The sequence below is a fragment of the Maribacter confluentis genome, assembly GCF_030505015.1.
GTDB classification, from domain to species: domain Bacteria; phylum Bacteroidota; class Bacteroidia; order Flavobacteriales; family Flavobacteriaceae; genus Maribacter; species Maribacter sedimenticola.
Genome location: NZ_JAUKUC010000001.1, coordinates 657380 through 678226, shown reverse-complemented (window position 1 = coordinate 678226; position 20847 = coordinate 657380). Strand labels below are relative to the sequence as shown.

Sequence of the window (20847 nt, the reverse complement as noted above, 5' to 3'; positions counted from 1 at the left end):
ATGACATGGAGATTACTTGGAGCCCGGTGAACGTAAAAAAACTCTTAGAATATATAACGCCTAGGATTGTCGATTGCCCTAGCGGTAATATTGTTTACCTCTTGAAAATACGATGAAGCATCTCGTCCAACAGAATCAATTATAGATGCTTCTGGATAAGTTGGAATATTATTAGGGTTTTATAACTATTTGCGAGTTTTTTCTTAGTTACCTTGAAAGGATTCAAACTTAATATTTGAAATAGCTGACGACAGTGGCTTCTGAATTTTTTTTTATAGTTGTCAATTTGTTATCGACAATCAAACTATTTTTTTAAACGTGTAATCTCTTTTTCATTAATAATAATTAAAAGATCAATCCTTTTTTAAATCAGTTGGCGGAATACCAAAATATTTTTTAAAACATTTTGAAAAGTAGGAAGGTGAAGAGAAACCAACAAAATCACATATTTCACTAATAGAATATTCAGTATTTTCAATCAGCTCTTTAGCCCTGTCCAATCTAATGTTCCTAATTAATTCGTTTGCAGTTACACCTGTTAAAGCCTTAATTTTTCTATATAATTGACTTCTACTAAGAAAAAATTCACTAGCGAGTTTTTCTACATTTAAATCTGGTTCATTTATATTTTTATTGACATATGCTACTATGTTCAAGATAAATTGCTGATCGATTGAAGTAGTTTTTGATTCACTTATATCAAATTTGCTTTCACCTAAATATTTTGAATATAGTATAGATCTGTTGTTGATGAGTTGTTTGATATGTGATTTCATTATTTTCATTTCAAACGGTTTGTTCATATATACATCTGCACCCGAATCAAGGCCCTCTACCCAATCATCTGATGAGGCTTTAGCAGTCAACATTAATATTGGTATATGGCTAGTTTTTAAATCGTTCTTTACTTCTTTACAAAAATCGATGCCGTTCATAATGGGCATTATTACATCAGAAATAATCAAATCTGGTACGTTCTTAAAAGCTAATTGCAGCCCTTTTTTTCCATTTTCGGCAATGATCACTTTATAATTTTCTTTTAGTTCGTCCTTAATATAAGAAGAAAGTTCAAAATTATCTTCGACTACTAAAATTGATTTCTTTTGTTCTCTAGTATCGGTTGGTACCTCATTATGGTTTAGTATAGTGCTCTTTATAATGGGTAATATATTAGGTTCCAATTTTTTAGTGGTTTCGCTATTTTGGGTGTCAATTTGGTTGTTATTTAAAGGAATTAATACTTTAAATTTTGTACCTACACCTATTTCACTCTCAACACTGATTTCACCTCTATGAAGGTTTACAAAACTGCGAACAAGCTCTAGACCTATACCTGTTCCACCATAATATTGTTCATTTAGTTCTTTGACCTGATAAAATCTATCAAAAATATTATTCAACTCGTCTGGTTCAATACCTTTACCCGTGTCTTCGATACTAATTTCTACAGCATCAGAAGTAAATTCTTCGCTATGTAAATTAAAAAGATGCTCTTTTTTAAATGATAACATCAAAGTAATAATACCATTTGTAGGTGTACTTTTAAAGGCATTTGAGAGTATATTAAAAATTATTTTTTCAATTTTACTTCGGTCGGCTAAAAGCATTAACTCATCATCTGTTTTCTCTAATGATAACATTATATTTCTTTGTTCGGCCTCTTCAGTAAAGTGTGAAATAATATTTTCTAATAATTGACTAAGGTTGAAATGAGTAATTTTTAGTGGTATTTCATTATATTGAAGTTTTCTAAAATCCATTAATTCATCAATTAAGCGTTTTAGTCGTACAGCATTTTTCTGAATAATATTATGCCTTTTTCTAATGTTTTCGGGTAAATTGGCTTCATTCATTAAATACTCAAGAGGGCCTAAAATTAGTGTGAGAGGAGTTCTAAACTCGTGAGATATATTTGTGAAAAACTGTATTTTTTTATTATTAAGTAATTCTTCTTGAACAAACTTTTCACGTTCTTGAAGTATTAATCTTTTAGTTTTTAATCTAGAATTTAAATATTGGAACAGGTAATAACATGCTACCAAGAATAAAATAAAATAGCAGAATATTACCCAATTTGTAAGCCACCACGGCCGTAGAATTTCTATATGAAGGTTTACGGAATTTTCATTCCATACACCATCACTATTTGCAGCTTTAACTTTAAAGGTGTATTCACCTGCAGGCAAATTGGTATATGTTGCGCTTCTTGTATTTTGGACAAAATTCCAATCACGCTCAAATCCGTCTAAATAATATGCGAAATTTATTTTCTCTGGTCTTGTGAAATCTATTGGGGCATAATCAATTGTAAATACAGATTGATTATGTTTTAAAGTAATTTCTTTAGTTTGGGATAGTACCTTATTTAAAGGAGAATTTTTTTGACCAGGAACTACACTTTTATTAAAAAGCTTAAGATCTGATAAATAAACTGTAGATACATTACTGTTAAAAGGTAAACTGTTAGGGTTGAAATAATTTACACCTTCGTATGATCCAAAAAATAGAGTGCCATGATCATTCTTAAAAACTGAATTGATATTAAAATCATTGGTAAGTAAACCATCATTGACTGAAAAATTAGTAACTGTAGAGTCATTGATATTAAATTTTGATATACCATTGTTACCTGCAACCCAAATAGTATTGTCTTCGTCTTCTATAATTGAGGAAACAGTAACTTTATTGAATCCATCAGGATTTATACGGGAAAAATTGTCTTTTTTCATACTATATTTAAAAAGACCAGTACCATCTGTACCTAACCAAATATTTTTCGCTGAGTCCTCGAAAATTTGCAAAACAAGTCCAGTATAACGTGGTTTTCTATCTGCATTATTGTGCAATCTTTGTGTAAGTGATTCTAATTCAAATTTATTGTTCTTTTTAATTAATTTAAAAAGTCCGGCATTACTTCCAATCCATATATTATCCTCACTATCCACGTAAATACAGCGTACATCACTGTAGCTTAATTTGTTGATTTTAAATATCGTACTGTTGTACGATGTAAACGTAGAATTTGTTGGGTCAAAAGAATATATTCCATTAGAGAAAGTTCCTATCCATATGGTCCCGTTAGAATCTTCGGAAAAGCTTAAAATCCTATTTGAATTTAGTTCGCCTTTTGTAGTTTCTATAGTGTAATTAATGAATTTCTGCTGTCCCTTTGGTAAAAAGTATATTCCAGAATTCCATGTTCCTGCCCACATATTTCCTTTACTATCTTTAAAAAGAGTTTGAACATCAGAAGCATTTAACCCTTTCGCTATAGGATTGTCTGTATTTAAAAGATGTGTGAATTTTTGTTCTTCTATACTATAAACATCAATACCACCTCCGTCAATTCCTAGCCATAACCTTTGTTGGTCATCTTCACAGATACCGGTAACTGAACTAGATTGTAATGAATTAACGTAATTGATTTTACTTTCTAAATCTGAAAATTTATCATGATTTTTATCAAATACACCAATTCCTTTATTATAGTAAGAAATCCATATGCGATGTTGTTTATCCAAGAATAAATCCCAAATAGAATTAGATTTAATAGCTCCTTTCTCAAATTTTTCGTTTATATAATGATTAAGTATTTCTCCATTTTTGTCAATTTCGAACATACCTGCATTTTCGCTTCCACATAAAATGGTATTTCTAGGGGTTTCTAGTATTGATAATACTCTTTTTGATGTAAAATTGAGTTTATCTACACTATAGCGGCCTTTTTCATTACCGTCAATTTTAATTAGTCCTTTAGCGCTGGTTCCAATCCAAAGAGTACCTTTGGAATCTACCTCCATTGTCTCTATTGAAACTGTAACAGCTATTTCGCCATTAAAAGTTTTAAGGCTTAAAGGCTGTAGTTTTTTTTTACTTTCTGTTTCTAATTCCAAAAGTCCCAAATTACTTCCTGCTAGAATTCTATTTTCAAAGTAGACCAATTTATTAATGAGTAAATTACTAAGGTATTTTACGCCTAAAACATTTATGCGTTCTACTTTTAAGGTATTTGGGTCAATCTTAAAAAGGCCTTGTTGGTGCGTGCCTACAAAGATAGTACCGTCAGTATCTTCTATAATTGTTTGGACGGAAATATTTATTTTAGGAAGATTCTTATTTAATAATTGGATATGAGTAAAATTATCTTGCTCTCTATTATAAATGTCTAGACCAACTTCAGTTCCTATCCAAACCCTATTATTGCTATCAACAAAAGTTTCATGAATTAGGGAGTTACTCACACTTGTGCTATCCAACTCGTTAAATTGGTATGAAATAAAATCTATACCATTATACTTGTTTATACCTAGCCCATAAGTTCCCATCCAAATAAAACCCTGATGATCTTGTGAAATAGATGAAACGGCCCTTTGGGTATGGCTATTTTTTAAACTCTTGAATTTATATTTAGGAAGATTCGCTTCTTGTGAAAATGCATTTGTAAATGACACAAGTAATAGACCTGTTAATGTATATGCTGCTTTTAAATAAGAGTTTATTTTTTGGTCTATAAATTTCATTTTAACCATAGTATTTATTGTAAAATATTAAATGCCATCTTCAAACTAATCACGCATTTTTAATGTAATAAAAATGTATTTGCAAAAACAGCCTTTCAATAAGAACATTTTTAAATTCAACTTATATCTACTAAGATGGATCATTTTAAGAACCTTACTTAATTTACGATATCATAAAAAAACGCAATTAAATAGAATTTATAGCAATTTAATACCCTTATAAATACAAATGCTACAAAATTTACACAATAAAGCACGATATGTGACACTCTCTTGTAAGGCAAGAAAGTAAGTTTGAAAGGGGATAATAGGAAGAATTTAAGAATTGAATAAATCATGAATTCTTTAGTGATTGACCTAACTTAAACCAACCCATTTTCTTATATCATAGTTTTAAATAATACTAGTGAAAGTATTGTTTGAGTTGTCTTAGAAGAAAATGCAAACAACACTTTTGAAATTAACTTTTATGAAAAAAAAAACAGTATTTAAAATCCGATTTATGAAGAAGTTCGGTTTTACCTTTTTTATACTCTTATGCTTAATGGAGGTCAATGCTCAAATTAGCATAACTGGAAATATTTCAGATGAAGATGCTCCTATACCGGCTGCAAATGTAGTTTTAAAAGGGACTTCTATAGGTACCTCAGCAGATTTTGATGGTAACTATCTATTAGAAAATGTGCCGACCAATGGAGTTTTAGTATTTAGTTCTATAGGTTACAAGACTCAAGAAATACCTATAAATGGTCAAACAGAGATAAATGTAAACTTGGCCTTCGATGTTTCCTCTTTAGACGAAGTTGTGGTTATTGGTTATGGGTCTTTAAAAAGAACCGATTTGACCGGTTCCGTAACTTCAGTCTCGGCAGAATCTATAGAACAGTCTGTACCAACATCTATAGATCAAGTATTACAAGGGCGTGCGGCAGGTGTACAATTGCAACAGAATAGTGGGGCGCCAGGTGGCAGTTCTTCTATTAGAATAAGAGGAATTAGTTCATTAACAGGTTCAAATGAACCTATTTTTGTAATTGATGGAGTAATTATAGATAATACTACAGGTTCTGGTTCGCAGAATGCACTTTCTGCCATAAACCCTTCAGATATTGTTTCGTTAGATGTCTTAAAAGATGCATCTGCAACTGCCATTTATGGTTCCAGGGCGGCTAACGGAGTTATAATAGTTACTACAAAACGTGGTAAGAAAGGGGAGTCTACCATCAACTTAGATTCTTATGTTGGATGGCAAGAAATACCTACAAAATTAAGCCTACTTAATCTACAGGAATATGCTATACATAAGAATACAAGAGCTGATTTAGGGATTGTTCAACGAGACGCTAATTTTATTAGACCAGATTTATTAGGGGAAGGTACCGATTGGCAGGAAGCTTTATTTAATCGGGCTTTTATACAAAGTCACAATCTCTCCATTTCGGGTGGTAGTGAAAAAAGTACTTATTCAATGGGTCTTGGATATTTAGATCAAGAGGGTATTGCATTCGGATCTGCATTTGAAAGATTGAATTTGAGAGGTGTTTTAGATTCTCAAGTTAAAGATTATTTAAAGGTTGGAATTAATTTCGCCTTTAATAATTCAAAACAGACAACTACGGTTTCAGATGGGTCGCTTATTTCCATTGCATTAAGACAAACACCGAATGTGGCCATAAGAAATGCAAATGGGTCTTTTGACGGGCCTGATACTGATGAATTTGTTCAAAACAACCCTATTGGTTTGGCAACAATTAGAGATAACCGTAACGAAACTGCTAGAATTAGAGCAAATACTTTTGCTGAACTAAATCTTTTTAAAGGATTGAAATTCAAAACACAATATGCTATTGATTATGGCTTTTCAAATGCCTATACATTTAATCCTTCTTACACTTTTGGGGCAATTGAAAATGATATTAGAGAGGGTACAAGAACAAAAGCATATAGTAAATATTCCAATATTTCTAATTTACTGACATATGATAATACATTCGGTAAAAGTACCCTCAACACCATATTAGGACAAGAATATCAAGAAAGTAGTTTTGAAAATCTTTTTGGATATCGCTCAGGATATCTTACCAATACAGCTACTGATTTAAATTTGGGCGATGCAACAACTGCTCGTAATAATAATGCGAGATTTAGTAATTCAATAAGTTCCTATTTCGGCAGGGTATTTTATTCATTCGATGATAAATATTTATTGACTACCACGTTGCGTTATGATGGTTCATCTCGGTTTGCAAAAGAAAATAGATGGGGATGGTTTCCTTCAGCAGCACTGGCATGGAAAATTTCAAATGAGAATTTTTTAAAGGAGAGTACAACGATTAACAATTTAAAATTACGTGTTGGTTGGGGTGCTGTAGGTAATCAAAGTGTTCCTAATTATGCATTTACATCTTTATATGGTGCATCCGCAACCAACCAAGGCACGGGTTTACTACCATCTAATACCGCGAATCCAGAATTAAAATGGGAAACCACCTATTCAAGTAATTTAGGATTGGATATAGGTTTATTTAATAATCGAGTAGAATTTATCGCCGATATATATTATAAAAAGACCCAAGATCTTTTATTGCAATTACCTTTGCCAGCTTATGCAGGGAGTAGTGGAGTAGGAGCCACTGCTGCGCCTACTGTAAATATCGGGTCGTTAGAAAATAAGGGTATTGAACTAACCTTAAATACTGTAAATGCCGAATCAAAAGATTTTATTTGGCGTTCTAACATCGTATTTTCTATGAACAGGAATAAGGTGTTATCCTTAAATTCTGAAACAGGCATTCTAGATGAAACATTACGTGAAGGTTCTGAAACCACTATTGTAACTCGTACCGCAGTTGGGCAGCCAATTGGTCAATTTTATGGTTATAAGGTAATTGGGCGATTTGAAAAAGCCACAGATTTTTATTATAGAAATGCAGCAGGTGAGGTAACACCGACTCCTTTGCCTAGCGATGTTAATAGTATCGGAGAGAATGCTACGTGGATTGGTGATTACAAGTTTGCCGATATAAATAATGATGGTGTTATAAACGAACAGGATAGAACTTATATAGGTAATCCTGCTCCAGACTTTACATTTGGCATTGGTAATACCCTTTCATACCAAGGTTTAGACCTGACCATATTTTTATCTGGATCTTACGGTAATGAAGTGGTTAATTATCAAAGACGATTTTTAGAAAATCCACGTGGAAATACCAACCTTTTAAATACCGCATTGGATTATGCCGAGTTAGCATTAATTGACCCAAATGGACCCAATGATTATAGAAACGTAGAAATAGTTAGTGGTGATAAATACATGCCTAGAATAGCGGCATCTTCTGCAGCTTCAACTTCTAACTTTAGGTATAGCGACAGGTTTGTGGAAGATGGGTCATATTTAAGAATTCAGAATATTTCGTTAGGCTATAATTTACCTAAGGACTTTGTGGCAAGATTTGGGTTAGATAATCTTAAGGTGTATAGTAATATGCAAAATGTATTCACATTCACCAAATACTCTGGTTATGATCCAGATATAGGTTCAATTAATCAGAATGTGCTACTTACAGGTATTGACAATGCCCGTTATCCATCACCTCATATTTATACAATAGGGATCAATGCCAAATTTTAAAAATAAGAAACTAATGAAAATATATTTATCCATGAAACATGTCTTAGTAACCTTACTTGTTATTTTTCTCTTCGGATGCAGTAATGAGTTGGATATTTCAACTTCAGATCAAATATCGAAAGAAAACTTTTTTCAATCAGAACAAGATTTTTTAGCGGCTACAGGGCCTTTGTATAACAGGGTTTGGTTTTCGTTCAATGATAAATTCTATTTTGGGTTGGGAGATGGCCGTTCGAATAATTTATATGCACCATTTTCTGATTATATTTTTCCATTTTCCGATTTAACCGAAACAGGCTTGACTGGTCCTTTGGTAGAAGCTTGGGGTTCACTCTATATTGTTGTTCAACAATCAAATAGGGCGATACTTGGTATTGAAGGTAGTGAAGTTGATGAAGAGGTCAAGCGTGAATTTATAGCAGAAGCCAGGTTTATGAGGGGTACGGCTTACTGGTACCTTGCCTCGTTGTGGGGTAATGTTATAATATCTACGGACCCATCTGAATTAGTTCAAAATCCTATAGTAAATACAAGTCCTAGAAGCGATGTTTATGAATTTGCAATTCGTGATTTGGAATATGCAGCTAAATATTTACCAGAACAGGCACGTCAAACAGGTCGTGTAACAAAATATAGTGCATATGGCATGTTATCTCGTTTTTATCTTTCTTACGCAGGTTTGAGCGATAACCCAAATAGTGGACAACGGGATCAAGCGCTTTTAGATCAGGCGTTAAAAGCAGCAACTTTGGCCATAGAAGAAGGACCTTATTCTTTGATGACAGATTATGCAGATTTATTTAAAGTTGAAAATAATAACAACGAAGAGTCGATGTTTGCCCTTCAATGGGTTCCTAATGGTGAATATGGAGTAGGCAATGCGCATCAAGCATTTTTTGCTCTTAACTCAGAAATTACAGGTGACGACGCTGCCTATGGTTTTTTTACAAGAGCATCATATGACATACTTAAGGTTTATGAAACCAATGACCTTCGTCGTAAGTCCACTTGGATGGCAGATGGAGATTATTATCCCGAAATCAATAAAGAAAATGGGGGGTATATCGTTGATCATGAAAATACCTATTTAAATGTAAAAAAGGGAGTAGTAGGGTCTACAAAAGATAACTCGGCCATTTCTAGACAAAATTCGGCACTTAATACATATATGTTAAGACTTGGTGAGGTTTATTTAAATTATGCAGAAGCCGTATTGGGCAATAATGAAAGTACCACTGATGCTAATGCATTGCTATACGTCAATTCACTAAGGTCAAGGGCCGGATTAAATGATTTATCAATCTTAACGGTCGATGAACTTTTTAAAGAGCGGAGAATAGAATTATGTATGGAAGGGCAATTTTGGTACGATTTGGTAAGACGCTCTTATTACGAGCAGCAAGAAGTACTCAATTTTATAGATAATCAAGATAGAGGTACTATCATTCCTTTTACCTATGATGCCGAAACAAATGAGGTTACTATAGATGAAACCCGGGACGTCGCTACCCAAGCAGTTGGTGCGGTAAACGAGGGTATATTGCTTTTGCCTTATCCAGAATCCGAAGTGGTTCAAAATCCCTTGTTAGCCGAACCTCCAGTACCTTATGATTTTACGGAAGAGCGCATTACCGACCTTTTTTAAATTCATCAACAACTACTTAAATAAATCAGTAAAATGAAAAATATAATTGTTTTAAAAAAAATCTTCACATCTGCAGTTCCTATAGGTTTGCTGTTAATTGTGCTATTCTTTACGGCATGTGATGAAGATGATACTATGAATGGTACAATTAACATCACCGGCGTTTATTTGCAAGATGTAAATTCTACTGTTCAGGATAGACCTGTAAACTTTGCTCGTCTAGGCCAACTACTACGCCTTCAAGGTTCAGGTTTTACCGGTCTTTCAAAAATCTATATTAATGGATTTGAAACATTCTTTAATACCGTTTACGTTTCTGATAGTTCATTGTTGGTTCGTATTTCAGGAGACACCCCAACCGTAGATGCAGATGAAGTTGCTAGAAATACAATACGTTTAGTTAGAGGAGGAGAAGAAACTATTTACTCTTTTGAGATTAGGGATTCTGCCCCTACAATCACCAATATTTCTAACACCCTGCCCAATGAAGGAGAGGAGATTACAGTTTTTGGAACGGGATTGCTTGAAGTTTCAAAAGTTATTTTTCCAGGGAATATTGAAGTTACAACTGGTATCACGTTCGATGCGGTAGATGGAGAATTTTTTACAGTAACGGTACCTTCCGGTATACCAGATAGTGGCGGACCTTTATTAGCGGAAACAGCGAATGGTCGTGTGTATTCTCCCTCTTATTTTAATGTGCGTAACGGATTAATACTAAATTTCGATGGTACAGGTGCACTTGGCGAATTTGGTAACACTATACGCCTAGACGAATTACAATCTGCCACAGTTGGAGAGGGGAACATATCGCAAGGTAATTATGTGTATCACGGTCCTGCTGATGGAGAAACTTTTGGCGCTGGCGCTAATCGTAATTCTGAAGTATTTACTAGTGGTAGTGAAAGTTGGCGAAGTGCTTATACCTCATTTATACCGGTGACGACACCAGTTGATTCTGTTGCATTTCAGTTTGAGGTGTATGTGCCAGAACCTTGGGAGGGAACTGGTTTTATTCAAATATTGTTAATCAATAATTTCAACGGAGGAGAATTTTCAGGTGGCGTCTATAATTATATTCCTTGGATTGTAGAAGGGGAGGTAGAACCTTTTCAAACAACAGGATGGACTACGGTAACCGTGCCATTGAGTGAATTTTATCTTTTTTCTGATGGCGAGTTCACATTTGAAGATGTACTTCAATACCGAGAAGGAGCAACTTTTAAAAATTTCGGTTTCTTCTTTAATAATTCAGACATAGCGTTAAGCAATGTAATTGATAGCAATAGTGATGAAGTGTTTGCGGCATCTGAAACCTCCATTGCCGTGTACACGGACAATTGGAGAATTGTTTCATTGGAAGTGCCGGCACTGAGTGATTTTCCTGAATAAAATTAATAAACCGTTTATCGGTTTTAAAACAAAAAAGATATGAAAAATATAAGAATGATAAGCTTTGTGGTTTGTGCCTTAATACTTTTCTCTTGCGACGATACCATTATGGAATGGGAAGTTGTAGATGAAGACAATGAGGTTGCTCAAGCAGAACTGCCGTTAGATTTAGATGAAAAAATCAGCAGATATGATGCTCTAAAGACATATACCGATAATATATTGGGAGTAGGGATTATAATGGATTTATATGTAAATAATGTAGAATATCGTAACCTTGTTAATGAGAATTATGACGATGTAACTGTTGGTTATGCAATGAAGCATGGTCCAATGGTCAATGCACAAGGAGAAATCAATTTTGAATCTGTTGATAATTTTGTGGCATTGACGAATGAGGCAGGTATTGATATTTATGGTCACACATTGGTTTGGCATGCGAACCAAAATGCCAGTTATTTAAACGGACTGATAGCATCAACGGTAATCCCAGGTTCTAGCGGTTCAAATTCGTTGGACTTGTCAGGATTAAAAGATGGCACATTGAACGGGTGGGGAGCATTTAATGCAGGTGCAGGTATTTCTATAATAAATGATAACGGTTTGTCCGGTAACTCACAGGCAGTACGATTGATTTCGGGTACAGCTTCTGCTCAGCCCTATGAATTGCAGTTGATAACTCCTGATATTCCTGTAGTTATGGGTCATACATATGAAGTTTCCTTTTATATAAAATCAGAACAAGCTGGGCAAGGAAGAATTTCTTTTAGTGGTCTTGAGAATAATTACCCTTACCAAGATTGGTATAATACGGGAGGTGAGTTTACCGAATCATTTTCTACAACGTCTCAGTGGCAGCAAGTTAAATTTACGGTCAGTGATTTTACGGATACTTCTTTCGGTATGGCCTTCGATTTAGGGTACTTACCAAATGTTACGTATTATCTTGATGTAGATAATATCAGTGTAGTAGATTTAGATGCAGAACCATCTTTTGTAAACCTTATTACAAATGGAGATTTTGAAAACGGAACACTAGATGGTTGGGATGGGTATGGAAATAACTCTACAAGAGAGGTAACGGTAGAAGGTGCTGGTTTTGGTGATACAGGTTATGCCATGGTATTAACTAATCCAACCGAAGCACAAAGCTATGAAGCACAACAAGTATTTACATTCGACCAACCTTTAGAAATGGGTACGGAATATACTTGCTCGTTCTGGGTAAAGGCAAGTTCGCCGGCAACGTTGCAATTTGAGCTTCAAAGTGAAGATTATAGTGGAGATTACTATGGTGGTATAGCTGTTGGTACAGATTGGGTTCAAATATCCCAAACCGTAACTCCAACTACTGATGGTAGAATACGTTTTATTTTTGATTTTGGTGAATCTGCCACCACCTATACCATAGATGATATTGTTTTCACTTCTGGTGAGGTAACGGGTGGTTCTGAACCTACGATCATAGAAAAATCAGATGAAGAAAAAACAGCTATTATAGGCGAAGCCATGGAAAATTGGATTGCAGGTATGGTCAGTCATTATAAAGAGGATGTATTTGCATGGGATGTAGTAAACGAACCTATGAAAGAAGGAGGAAGTTTACGTGATGGCAATGTAACTGAATTGGCAAATGATGATTTTTATTGGGTAAAATACCTTGGTCCTGATTATGCGGTAACGGCCTTTAATTTAGCCAGGCAATATGGCAATCCTACAGATATACTTTTTATAAACGATTATAATCTTGAAGCTAGCCTGGCAAAATGTGATGGTATAATAGAATATACACAATACATCGAAAGCCAAGGTGCTACTGTAGATGGTATTGGCACACAAATGCATATTTCTTTAGATACCAATAGAGAGAATATTATAGAAATGTTTAAAAAATTAGCGGCTAGCGGCAAGCTTATTAAAATATCTGAGCTAGATGTGAGGCTAGGTACTGCCTCACCTACATTGGAACAATTAATTCAACAGGCCGAAATGTATAAATTTGTCATAGATTCTTTTAAAGAATTTGTACCTACCGAACAGCAATATGGAATAACCTTATGGAATTTATCGGATAAGGAAAATGAGCATGAATTCTGGTTACCTGATGAATCTCCAAATGTCTTTGATGCAAATTTCGGAAGAAAACCTGCATATAAGGGTGTCGCAGATGGTCTTGCAGGAAGAGATGTAAGTGAAGGCTTTTCAGGTGAAATTCAGAATTAGAAGTTGTAGTTAGTTAATTTGTATAATAGAGGCACTATTTATTTATTGTGCCTCTATTTTAAAAAAAATTGGTTTTATAGCATCAATAACCAATAATGTAAAATTAAAATATACCCTTTTTACATTGAATTAGCCGTAGGATTAAAACATGTAAGGGGCTAGTATTAACTTAATTTTTTTATACCTTAAAAATTAAGTCCTTATTCCATTTCTTGTTCGTGTTTTTTCTTCATTAAATAGAAACAGATAAGCCCTTTTTTGCATAACTCGTCTTTTTATTTTGTATTGCTATAATTATTAGATGAATTAAATTCGTTTATAAAACTTTTTTTGTCCATTTATTGGAAAGAATGACTTTATATATTTTTTAAAGTTGGCGCATTGTAAATCGTTAAGATAATAGTTCAAAACTTGTGGGGGTGTTCAAAGTTCTTTTTTAAAAACGTGCAATTGTCTTTTCAATCATTCGCTCATAATCAAATAGTAGTTGTGACACGTTTTTTAAACTAGCCAAGTTAATGGGATTATACCTCAATAGTTCCTTTAAATTTCTAGCATTATTTATTAAAACATTTTAGGCAATGGATATCAACCGTTCTGTCGGGTTACTATTTACCCTAGGGGTATAGCTATTCCAAATGGTATTATTAAGGCTGATAAAACTATGTTAGATTCTAATGATCAGTTCATAGAGTTTTCTTTTTTCAAAACGCCAGCCACTAAGAATTTTTTTTCTATTTCGGGCTTTTTATCCTATCATATAACTAATAGTTTATGTTCTTTTTTTACTGAAGTCGAGAATGATACAATCTACAGTTTAAAGTAATTTACTTTCTTTATCAAAATTGTTGAGAGACATAGTATATAATAAAAGTTTACAAGCTACCTATTTTGATTTTTTTGATAATCCTGTTAAATTTTTAAATTTAAGTGTTTTAAGTACACTTTTTTTTATTATTATTGTTCCTGATAGAACAACACATTTTGTTATCAAACCACATTTGTTTTAACGGAGTAAAAATTATACTCTGGTAGTTCTTATGTTAACACTAATTATAACCTATTTTTTTATGTTTAAGCATTTAAATTTGACCATTTTATTATGTATTGTAATCTTCAATTGCCAATTAGTAATTGGGCAGACAAAAATTGAATTGGCAGACATTGAAAGCCCGCCTATAATCAGTAAACATATTTACGGGCATTTTGCAGAGCATTTAGGTAGATGTATTTATGAAGGTTTTTATGTAGGTGATTCTAGCGCTATACCGAATTCAGCTGGTGTACGTCTTGATATTATAGATGCCCTAAAAGAATTGAAAATTCCTAACTTAAGATGGCCAGGCGGTTGCTTTGCGGATACCTACCATTGGATGGATGGTATTGGTGATTTGGATAAAAGGCCAACCATAGTAAATACATGGTGGGGCGGAGTTACAGAGGACAATAGTTTTGGTACCCATAATTTTTTAAATTTATGTGAAGAGCTTGGCGCGGAACCCTATTTATCCGGAAATGTTGGTAGTGGAGGTGTTCAAGAATTAGCAGATTGGGTACAGTACACAAATTTCAAGGGAAAGAGTCCAATGTCCGACTTACGACGCCAAAACGGTAAAGACGAACCGTGGGGAGTGAAATATTGGGGTATAGGTAACGAGGCTTGGGGTTGTGGAGGTAACATGCGTCCGGAATATTATGCAGATATCTATAAGAAATATGTAACCTTCATGTCCGATGCCGATATGGAAGGCGGTATTTATAAAATTGCTTCCGGAGCAAGTAATGATGATTACAATTGGACGGAAGTTTTGATGAAAAACATTCCTAAAAATATGTTGCAAGGGGTTGCCCTTCACCATTATTCGGTTATCGACTGGGATGCGAAGGGCCCAGATGTGAATTTTAATGAAGACACCTATTTCAAAACTATGAAAGAGTCTTGGTTAATGGAGGAGCTTATCGTTAAGCATACGGCAATTATGGACAAGTATGATAAGAATAAGGAAGTTGACCTTATCGTTGATGAATGGGGTGGTTGGTATGAAGTATCGGAAGGTACCAATCCTGGTTTTTTGTATCAGCAAAATACAATGCGTGATGCCATGATTGCAGGAATGAACTTGAATATTTTTAATAATCATGCAGACCGCGTAAAAATGGCAAATTTGGCTCAAGCCGTAAATGTCTTGCAGGCCGTGATTATTACTGATAAGGAAAAAATGATTTTAACGCCAACCTATCATGTGATGAACATGTACAAAGTTCATCAGGACGCCACGTTAATTCCTTTATCATTTAATTCTCCTATGTATTCTTACAACGGAGAATCCTTACCTGCATTAACAGTTTCTGCTTCCAAGGATGCAAACGATAAAATCCATATTTCGTTCACCAATATAGACACAAAAAATGGTACTCCTGTTTTCATTGATTTGAACGAGCTGGGACTAAAAAATATGACAGGGTCGCTTTTGAATTCTAAAAATTTACAAGACCATAATTCCTTTGAAGATCCAAATAAGATAGAGCCTAAAAATTTCAAGAATTTCAAGTTTAAGAAAGGTTTGCTAGAAGTTAGCGTACCTCCCTTTTCAGTATTAGTATTGGAAGGAACAAAGTAAAAAGTTAAATTATGAAACCAACAATCCTCGAAATTGTCCTTGCTACTTCTATTTAAGATTTTTTGGGGTGCAAGCAGAATGTTATAAAAGATTCTGCAGAAAATGTTACCTCAGAATCTACAGTTGAGTATGATATTTCTCCTGTAAATATTTAGAATGTTAAGCTAACCGATGACTTTTGGTTACCTATAATTAAGCGTGTTCAGGATAAAACAATCGCCTATGCCATACAAAAATGTAAGGAAGAGGGCAGGTTTGATAATTTCTTGATTTCTGGTGGTAAAATGAAAGGCAAGGTAAGAGGTGTAGTAATGCCCTTTGATGATTCCGATGTTTATAAGGTGATAGTAGGGGCATCAAACTCCTTGATAAGTTCGCCTAATCCTCCCTTGGAAAAGTTGTTGGATTCTTTGATTGGTATCGATGAGGTAGGCCAAGAGCCAGATGGGTACTTAACAACCTAGGGAACAATAAATCCTGCATAACCGCCTGCAGAATAGGTTGCTGTTACAGAAGGTAAATGTTGGGAATCCTTGACTTTTAGTCATGAATTATATAATGCAGGTCATATATATGAGGCAGCCGTTGTACATTACAAAGCCACTGGTAAAAACAACTTTTTAGATATCGCTTTAAAGAATGCGGATTTAATGGTAGCAACCTTTGGAAATGAGGAAGGTAAAATAACCACAGTACCAGGTCATCAAATTATTGAAACAGGATTAATCAAGCTTTATGAAGTTACCGGAACTGATGCCTACCTGGATTTAGCAAAATATTTTTTTGGATAATTGCGGTAACCCGGAAAATCACGAACTTTTTGGGGAGTATTCTCAGGATCATCTTCCCGTGGTGCAACAAGACGAAGCAGTAGGGCATGCGGTACGTGCAGTTTATATGTACGCTGGCATGACCGATATTGCTGCGTAAAAAGATAATTCCGATTACCATAATGCCATTGATAATTTATGGAAAAACATGGTAGAAAAGAAAAAGTACATTACAGGAGGTATTGGTGCCACTCATGAAATGAAGCTTCTGTATGGTCTATACCAGAAGCTCATAATCGCTTAAATAGGCCATTTCCCTCATAAGGAAGTTTCCCATTATATATTGGAAAAATCGATAGCGTTCATGACAAGACAGGTTACCACTTTGGATAGTATAAGTTAAATAGCCAGTTAATATTTTTTTTAAATCAGTAATTTTTAAATGGTCGTGGAAAATATCATGGTTTAATTCAAATTCCGATACTCCTGAGGTGTGTACCGCGCTTTTCTAAAAAGTCTTGTGAAGATTTAACAAGAGTCGGGGAAATTGTTGGATAGATTTTATAAAAAAATATGCGCTTTTATTATTTTGAATTACTCAAATTATATCTTTACGCGATCAGAAATTAAGTCAATTTACTTTAAGTTCATTTAAAACACCGTCAACAAATCGGTCAACAGTTTGTTATTTAAAGATGTAACTAATTGATATAGATATAAATATAGGGGTAGGTTGTAATCCTGCCACCCCGACTAAATGTTTTAAAGCCCTGTAAATTAAATATTTACAGGGTTTTATTTTTTTTTTAAAATACTTTAAAATTATACCTAAGCATGTGATATTAGGTATCTAATTTATTCTGTTACCTGTCCCGATTTTATCAAGCATCTATTAAAATCTGTGTATAAGGTTTTAACTTTAGAGTTTTCGGGGAACTTTGGATTAGAACTAAATGGCAACTTTTCAGCATTTAAGTTAAATGGAATAATTGTTTAAAACTTTTATTAAAACGTCTTTAAAAAGCCAATCAACGATATTTCTAAAAAAGATCGTGAGTAAATAGAGGACTACGTTAAAAAAAGTTTAGCTCTTTAAAATAGCTGTTTTGAAAGTCTGTGATTTTATAGGGCAATACTTGCGTAATAATACGAACCGTATTTTATAAATCAGTCAATAAACTTTGTTTAAGAAGAATTTAATTCATTATATGAGTTCGTTTTCCTCTAAAGTCTTTTTAAGTTTAATCTGATTTTCCCAAAAGCGGTCTTTAATTTTTTGCATGAGGCTCTCAAATTCAGGATGACTTTTTAAGGGTTTAATAAGTGGCTCATCTTCAATTAATAAAAACCAATATATATAATTTTCTATTTCGGAAAATAATCTAAGTTGTTCAATAGCCTCATCAACTTTCCCCAGATAAGCATAATACCAAACTAGACTTATACTTCGGTAAGAAGACTTATCTTGTTCACAGTATGCCGAGAAATCATTAAAAAGCCGCTCAGCTTCCGTGTCTAATCCCATCTTTTTATATACCTGTGCTATTTTTACATTTTCCTGCAAATAAGTGCTCAAACCACTAGCTTTTCTGGCATTGACAAATTTTTCAAAATAGTAATAGGCTTTGTCATAATTTTCTTCGATATAGTACAACTTGCCAATATCCTGTAGTAGGTCTAGCCGAGTAGTATCTTTTTTCCATTCCTTAACTACTAAATTTCTGGTCCGCTCTACATCCCCGTCCTTAGCAAACAAGATGAATGCTTTTAGGTGAGGGGCAAAATAATTTTCAGCATTATAATCTAGTGACATGTTCACATATTTTAACGCCTCATCTATAAAACCTGATGAAATTAGGGCATTACTGAGTCCTAAACAGGTATAGCTTTGTGTAACAGAATCACTGGCAACATTAAGATGAAACCCTTTCAAAGCGTACTCCAAGTATTTGCTGGTATTGGGAATCATACGAAAATGGAAATCCGCAAGTATTTGTACCGCCAGCGATGAATTAGGGTTATATTCCAACGCCTTGTTAAGATGAGGTAGGGCTAACTGATATTCTTTTGTTTGTATGTAATAAAAAGCCTTGGCGACCAAGCCTTCAGCAGATTTTGAATCATAAAGTAAAGCCTTATCTGCATAGCTGTTAATCTTTTCAGTATACTGTTTTTCTCTTTGAGACATTTCGAGAAGATAATATGATATGGCAATGTTGGCATAGGCCATTGAAAACTCCGCATCTTCTTCAATTGCTTTTTCAAACAATTCAATAGCTTGATGAAGACTTTGATTCGTTCTGGAAAAAAAGGGATCAAGTGCTTGAAGGTAATAATCGTAGGCCACTAGGTTCTGAGTTGGTTTTTTTTCTATTTGTTCCAACTCTGCCGGTGTTACAACCGCCTCAATGGCATCGGCAATTTTCTTCGCTACATCATTTTGCAATGCAAAGATGTCCACCACTTCCTGATTGTACTGTTCTACCCAAATCGGAGTATCCGATGAAGCTTCGATCAGTTGAATATTAAGTAAAACCTGATTACCTACGCGTTGCCCACTTCCTTCTACTAGATAGTTAACGTTAAGTTCGTTAGCTATTTCGGGGATACCCTTGTCCGTTTTTCTGTATTTCTCAACTGAGGTTCTACTAATGACCCTCAAATCTTCGATTTTCTGCAGGTTGTTTAAAGCAGATTCCATGAGCCCGTTTACAAAATAAAGATTGGTGGAATCTGCACTTTCATTTTTAAAGGGCAATACGGCAATCGATCGTTCTATTTCTAGTTTGTCTACAGTATTGTATAAAGCATCCTGTTGATTTAAAAGCAGGAAAGTGATCGTTAGTACTATTCCACATATTGCGGCAATGATAGGCCATCTATATCGCTTTAAAAAATTGGTCTGATCCTTTTCCTCTTCTATAGCCACCATGTTTTTTCCAACCTCCCCAGGAGGATATCCATAGTGTTCCCGAAAGCATTTAATAAAATACGATGTGCTTCCAAAGCCTACTTGATACGAAATTTCGGAAACCGTTGAAGTATCTTCTTTGAGCAAGACCATAGCTTCTTTAAGGCGAACTTGACGAATAAATTGGCTTGCGGAAAGTTTAGTCTGCTTCTTAATTTTCCTTAGCAGGTTAGACCGGCTCATATGCATAGTCTCGGCCAGTTCGGACACCCCAAATTGCTCGTTGGCCAAATTCTCCAGAATTATAGCTTCCGCTTGTTCAATAAATATTGATTTGTTGGACGATGGGCTTGACATTTTATTTTTTACTAGCTCTAAATTAATGAAAATCTAGGGAACTACACGCTGTCCTGAAGTTTGAATAATCAACGGAAAAAACATCTTTTGCGTCATAATTTATATGCTTGCGCCATAATTTTTATTGCCTCCTGAAACTTTACATAGTCCTCCGCATAGCTCATACGTGTTGCTTCAAGCTTTACAGCAACTTTGTATCAACAAAAATCATAACAAACAATTTAAAACAATAATTATGAAAGCATCAATCACAAGAACGGTAACGGAATCTAGAACTGGACAGTACTTTTCTTTACTAAGCATTAGCAAAAGAGCACAATGGGCACAGTATAGGAACTTCAGTCGCTAATCACAATTCAAACAATTATAATAACATAAAAATTAAATCATGAAAGCATCAATTACAAGAACAGTAACGGAATCAAGAACAGGACAGTACTTCTCATCTTTTAGCAACAGCAAAAGAACCCAATGGGCGCAGTACAGAAACTTTAATCGCTAATTACTAGCAGTAAGAAAACATCAAAAAACAATACAGTCATGAGAATAACCATCAATCTGCCTGCCGGTCAGGCAGGTCAACCGCCTACGGAATCCAGAAGGTTCACTTTCCTTACCCATTTAAAGGACAGTAAGAGAATCCGTTGGGCGGAATCGAGACAGAACCTTCATTAAGAACACCTGTTCAATAGGATTAGATAAAGGGATAGGCCCTCATCAATGTCTATCCCATGTCATAATAAAAATTATAAGGAATAATCAAAAATCATAATC

Annotated in this window: 9 protein-coding genes and 1 pseudogene; 8 read left to right on the top strand and 2 right to left on the bottom strand. The window is 34.3% G+C overall.

Features of this window, described 5'->3' with window-relative positions:
- Positions 1–353 precede the first annotated feature (353 nt).
- Positions 354–4520 (bottom strand): two-component regulator propeller domain-containing protein, encoded by a 4167-nt coding sequence (locus Q2T41_RS03100; RefSeq protein ID WP_304434905.1) that lies wholly within the window; start codon positions 4518–4520, stop codon positions 354–356.
- A 502-nt stretch (positions 4521–5022) separates the two neighbouring features.
- Between Q2T41_RS03100 and Q2T41_RS03095 the strand changes: the two genes are divergently transcribed.
- From Q2T41_RS03095 to Q2T41_RS03065, 7 genes and pseudogenes are all read left to right on the top strand, one after another.
- Positions 5023–8154, top strand: a complete 3132-nt coding sequence (locus Q2T41_RS03095) for a SusC/RagA family TonB-linked outer membrane protein (RefSeq protein WP_304434904.1) — start codon at positions 5023–5025, stop codon at positions 8152–8154.
- Positions 8155–8185: 31 nt separating this feature from the next.
- Positions 8186–9799 carry a RagB/SusD family nutrient uptake outer membrane protein gene (locus Q2T41_RS03090; protein WP_304434903.1) on the top strand — a complete coding sequence of 538 codons (1614 nt, stop codon included), beginning with the start codon at positions 8186–8188 and terminating at the stop codon, positions 9797–9799.
- 33 nt (positions 9800–9832) lie between these two features.
- On the top strand, positions 9833–11191 hold the full coding sequence (locus Q2T41_RS03085) for a glycan-binding surface protein (protein WP_304434902.1): 1359 nt from the start codon (positions 9833–9835) through the stop codon (positions 11189–11191).
- A 39-nt stretch (positions 11192–11230) separates the two neighbouring features.
- On the top strand, positions 11231–13414 hold the full coding sequence (locus tag Q2T41_RS03080; protein WP_304434901.1) for an endo-1,4-beta-xylanase: 2184 nt from the start codon (positions 11231–11233) through the stop codon (positions 13412–13414).
- A 1070-nt stretch (positions 13415–14484) separates the two neighbouring features.
- A complete protein-coding gene (locus tag Q2T41_RS03075) occupies positions 14485–16035 on the top strand; it encodes an alpha-N-arabinofuranosidase (RefSeq protein WP_304434900.1) in 1551 nt (516 codons plus the stop codon).
- A gap of 188 nt (positions 16036–16223) precedes the next feature.
- Positions 16224–16826, top strand: a pseudogene (locus tag Q2T41_RS03070) (beta-L-arabinofuranosidase domain-containing protein).
- Positions 16827–17013: 187 nt separating this feature from the next.
- Positions 17014–17109: a hypothetical protein gene (locus Q2T41_RS03065; RefSeq protein ID WP_304434899.1), complete on the top strand. Its 96-nt coding sequence runs from the start codon at positions 17014–17016 to the stop codon at positions 17107–17109.
- A gap of 900 nt (positions 17110–18009) precedes the next feature.
- Here the strand turns inward: Q2T41_RS03065 and Q2T41_RS03060 are convergent.
- Positions 18010–20073, bottom strand: a complete 2064-nt coding sequence (locus Q2T41_RS03060; RefSeq protein ID WP_304434898.1) for a helix-turn-helix domain-containing protein — start codon at positions 20071–20073, stop codon at positions 18010–18012.
- A gap of 540 nt (positions 20074–20613) precedes the next feature.
- Between Q2T41_RS03060 and Q2T41_RS03055 the strand changes: the two genes are divergently transcribed.
- Entirely contained in the window at positions 20614–20748 is a 135-nt protein-coding gene (locus Q2T41_RS03055) for a hypothetical protein (RefSeq protein ID WP_304434897.1), read from the top strand.
- Positions 20749–20847: the final 99 nt, after the last annotated feature.

Bases quoted from the DNA above. Each gene is read 5' to 3' on its own strand.
- Q2T41_RS03100 (WP_304434905.1), bottom strand. From the start codon at position 4,520: ATGAAATTTATAGACCAAAAAATAAACTCTTATTTAAAAGCAGCATAT.
- Q2T41_RS03095 (WP_304434904.1), top strand. From the start codon at position 5,023: ATGAAGAAGTTCGGTTTTACCTTTTTTATACTCTTATGCTTAATGGAG.
- Q2T41_RS03090 (WP_304434903.1), top strand. From the start codon at position 8,186: ATGAAACATGTCTTAGTAACCTTACTTGTTATTTTTCTCTTCGGATGC.
- Q2T41_RS03085 (WP_304434902.1), top strand. From the start codon at position 9,833: ATGAAAAATATAATTGTTTTAAAAAAAATCTTCACATCTGCAGTTCCT.
- Q2T41_RS03080 (WP_304434901.1), top strand. From the start codon at position 11,231: ATGAAAAATATAAGAATGATAAGCTTTGTGGTTTGTGCCTTAATACTT.
- Q2T41_RS03075 (WP_304434900.1), top strand. From the start codon at position 14,485: ATGTTTAAGCATTTAAATTTGACCATTTTATTATGTATTGTAATCTTC.
- Q2T41_RS03065 (WP_304434899.1), top strand. From the start codon at position 17,014: ATGGTAGAAAAGAAAAAGTACATTACAGGAGGTATTGGTGCCACTCAT.
- Q2T41_RS03060 (WP_304434898.1), bottom strand. From the start codon at position 20,073: ATGTCAAGCCCATCGTCCAACAAATCAATATTTATTGAACAAGCGGAA.
- Q2T41_RS03055 (WP_304434897.1), top strand. From the start codon at position 20,614: ATGAGAATAACCATCAATCTGCCTGCCGGTCAGGCAGGTCAACCGCCT.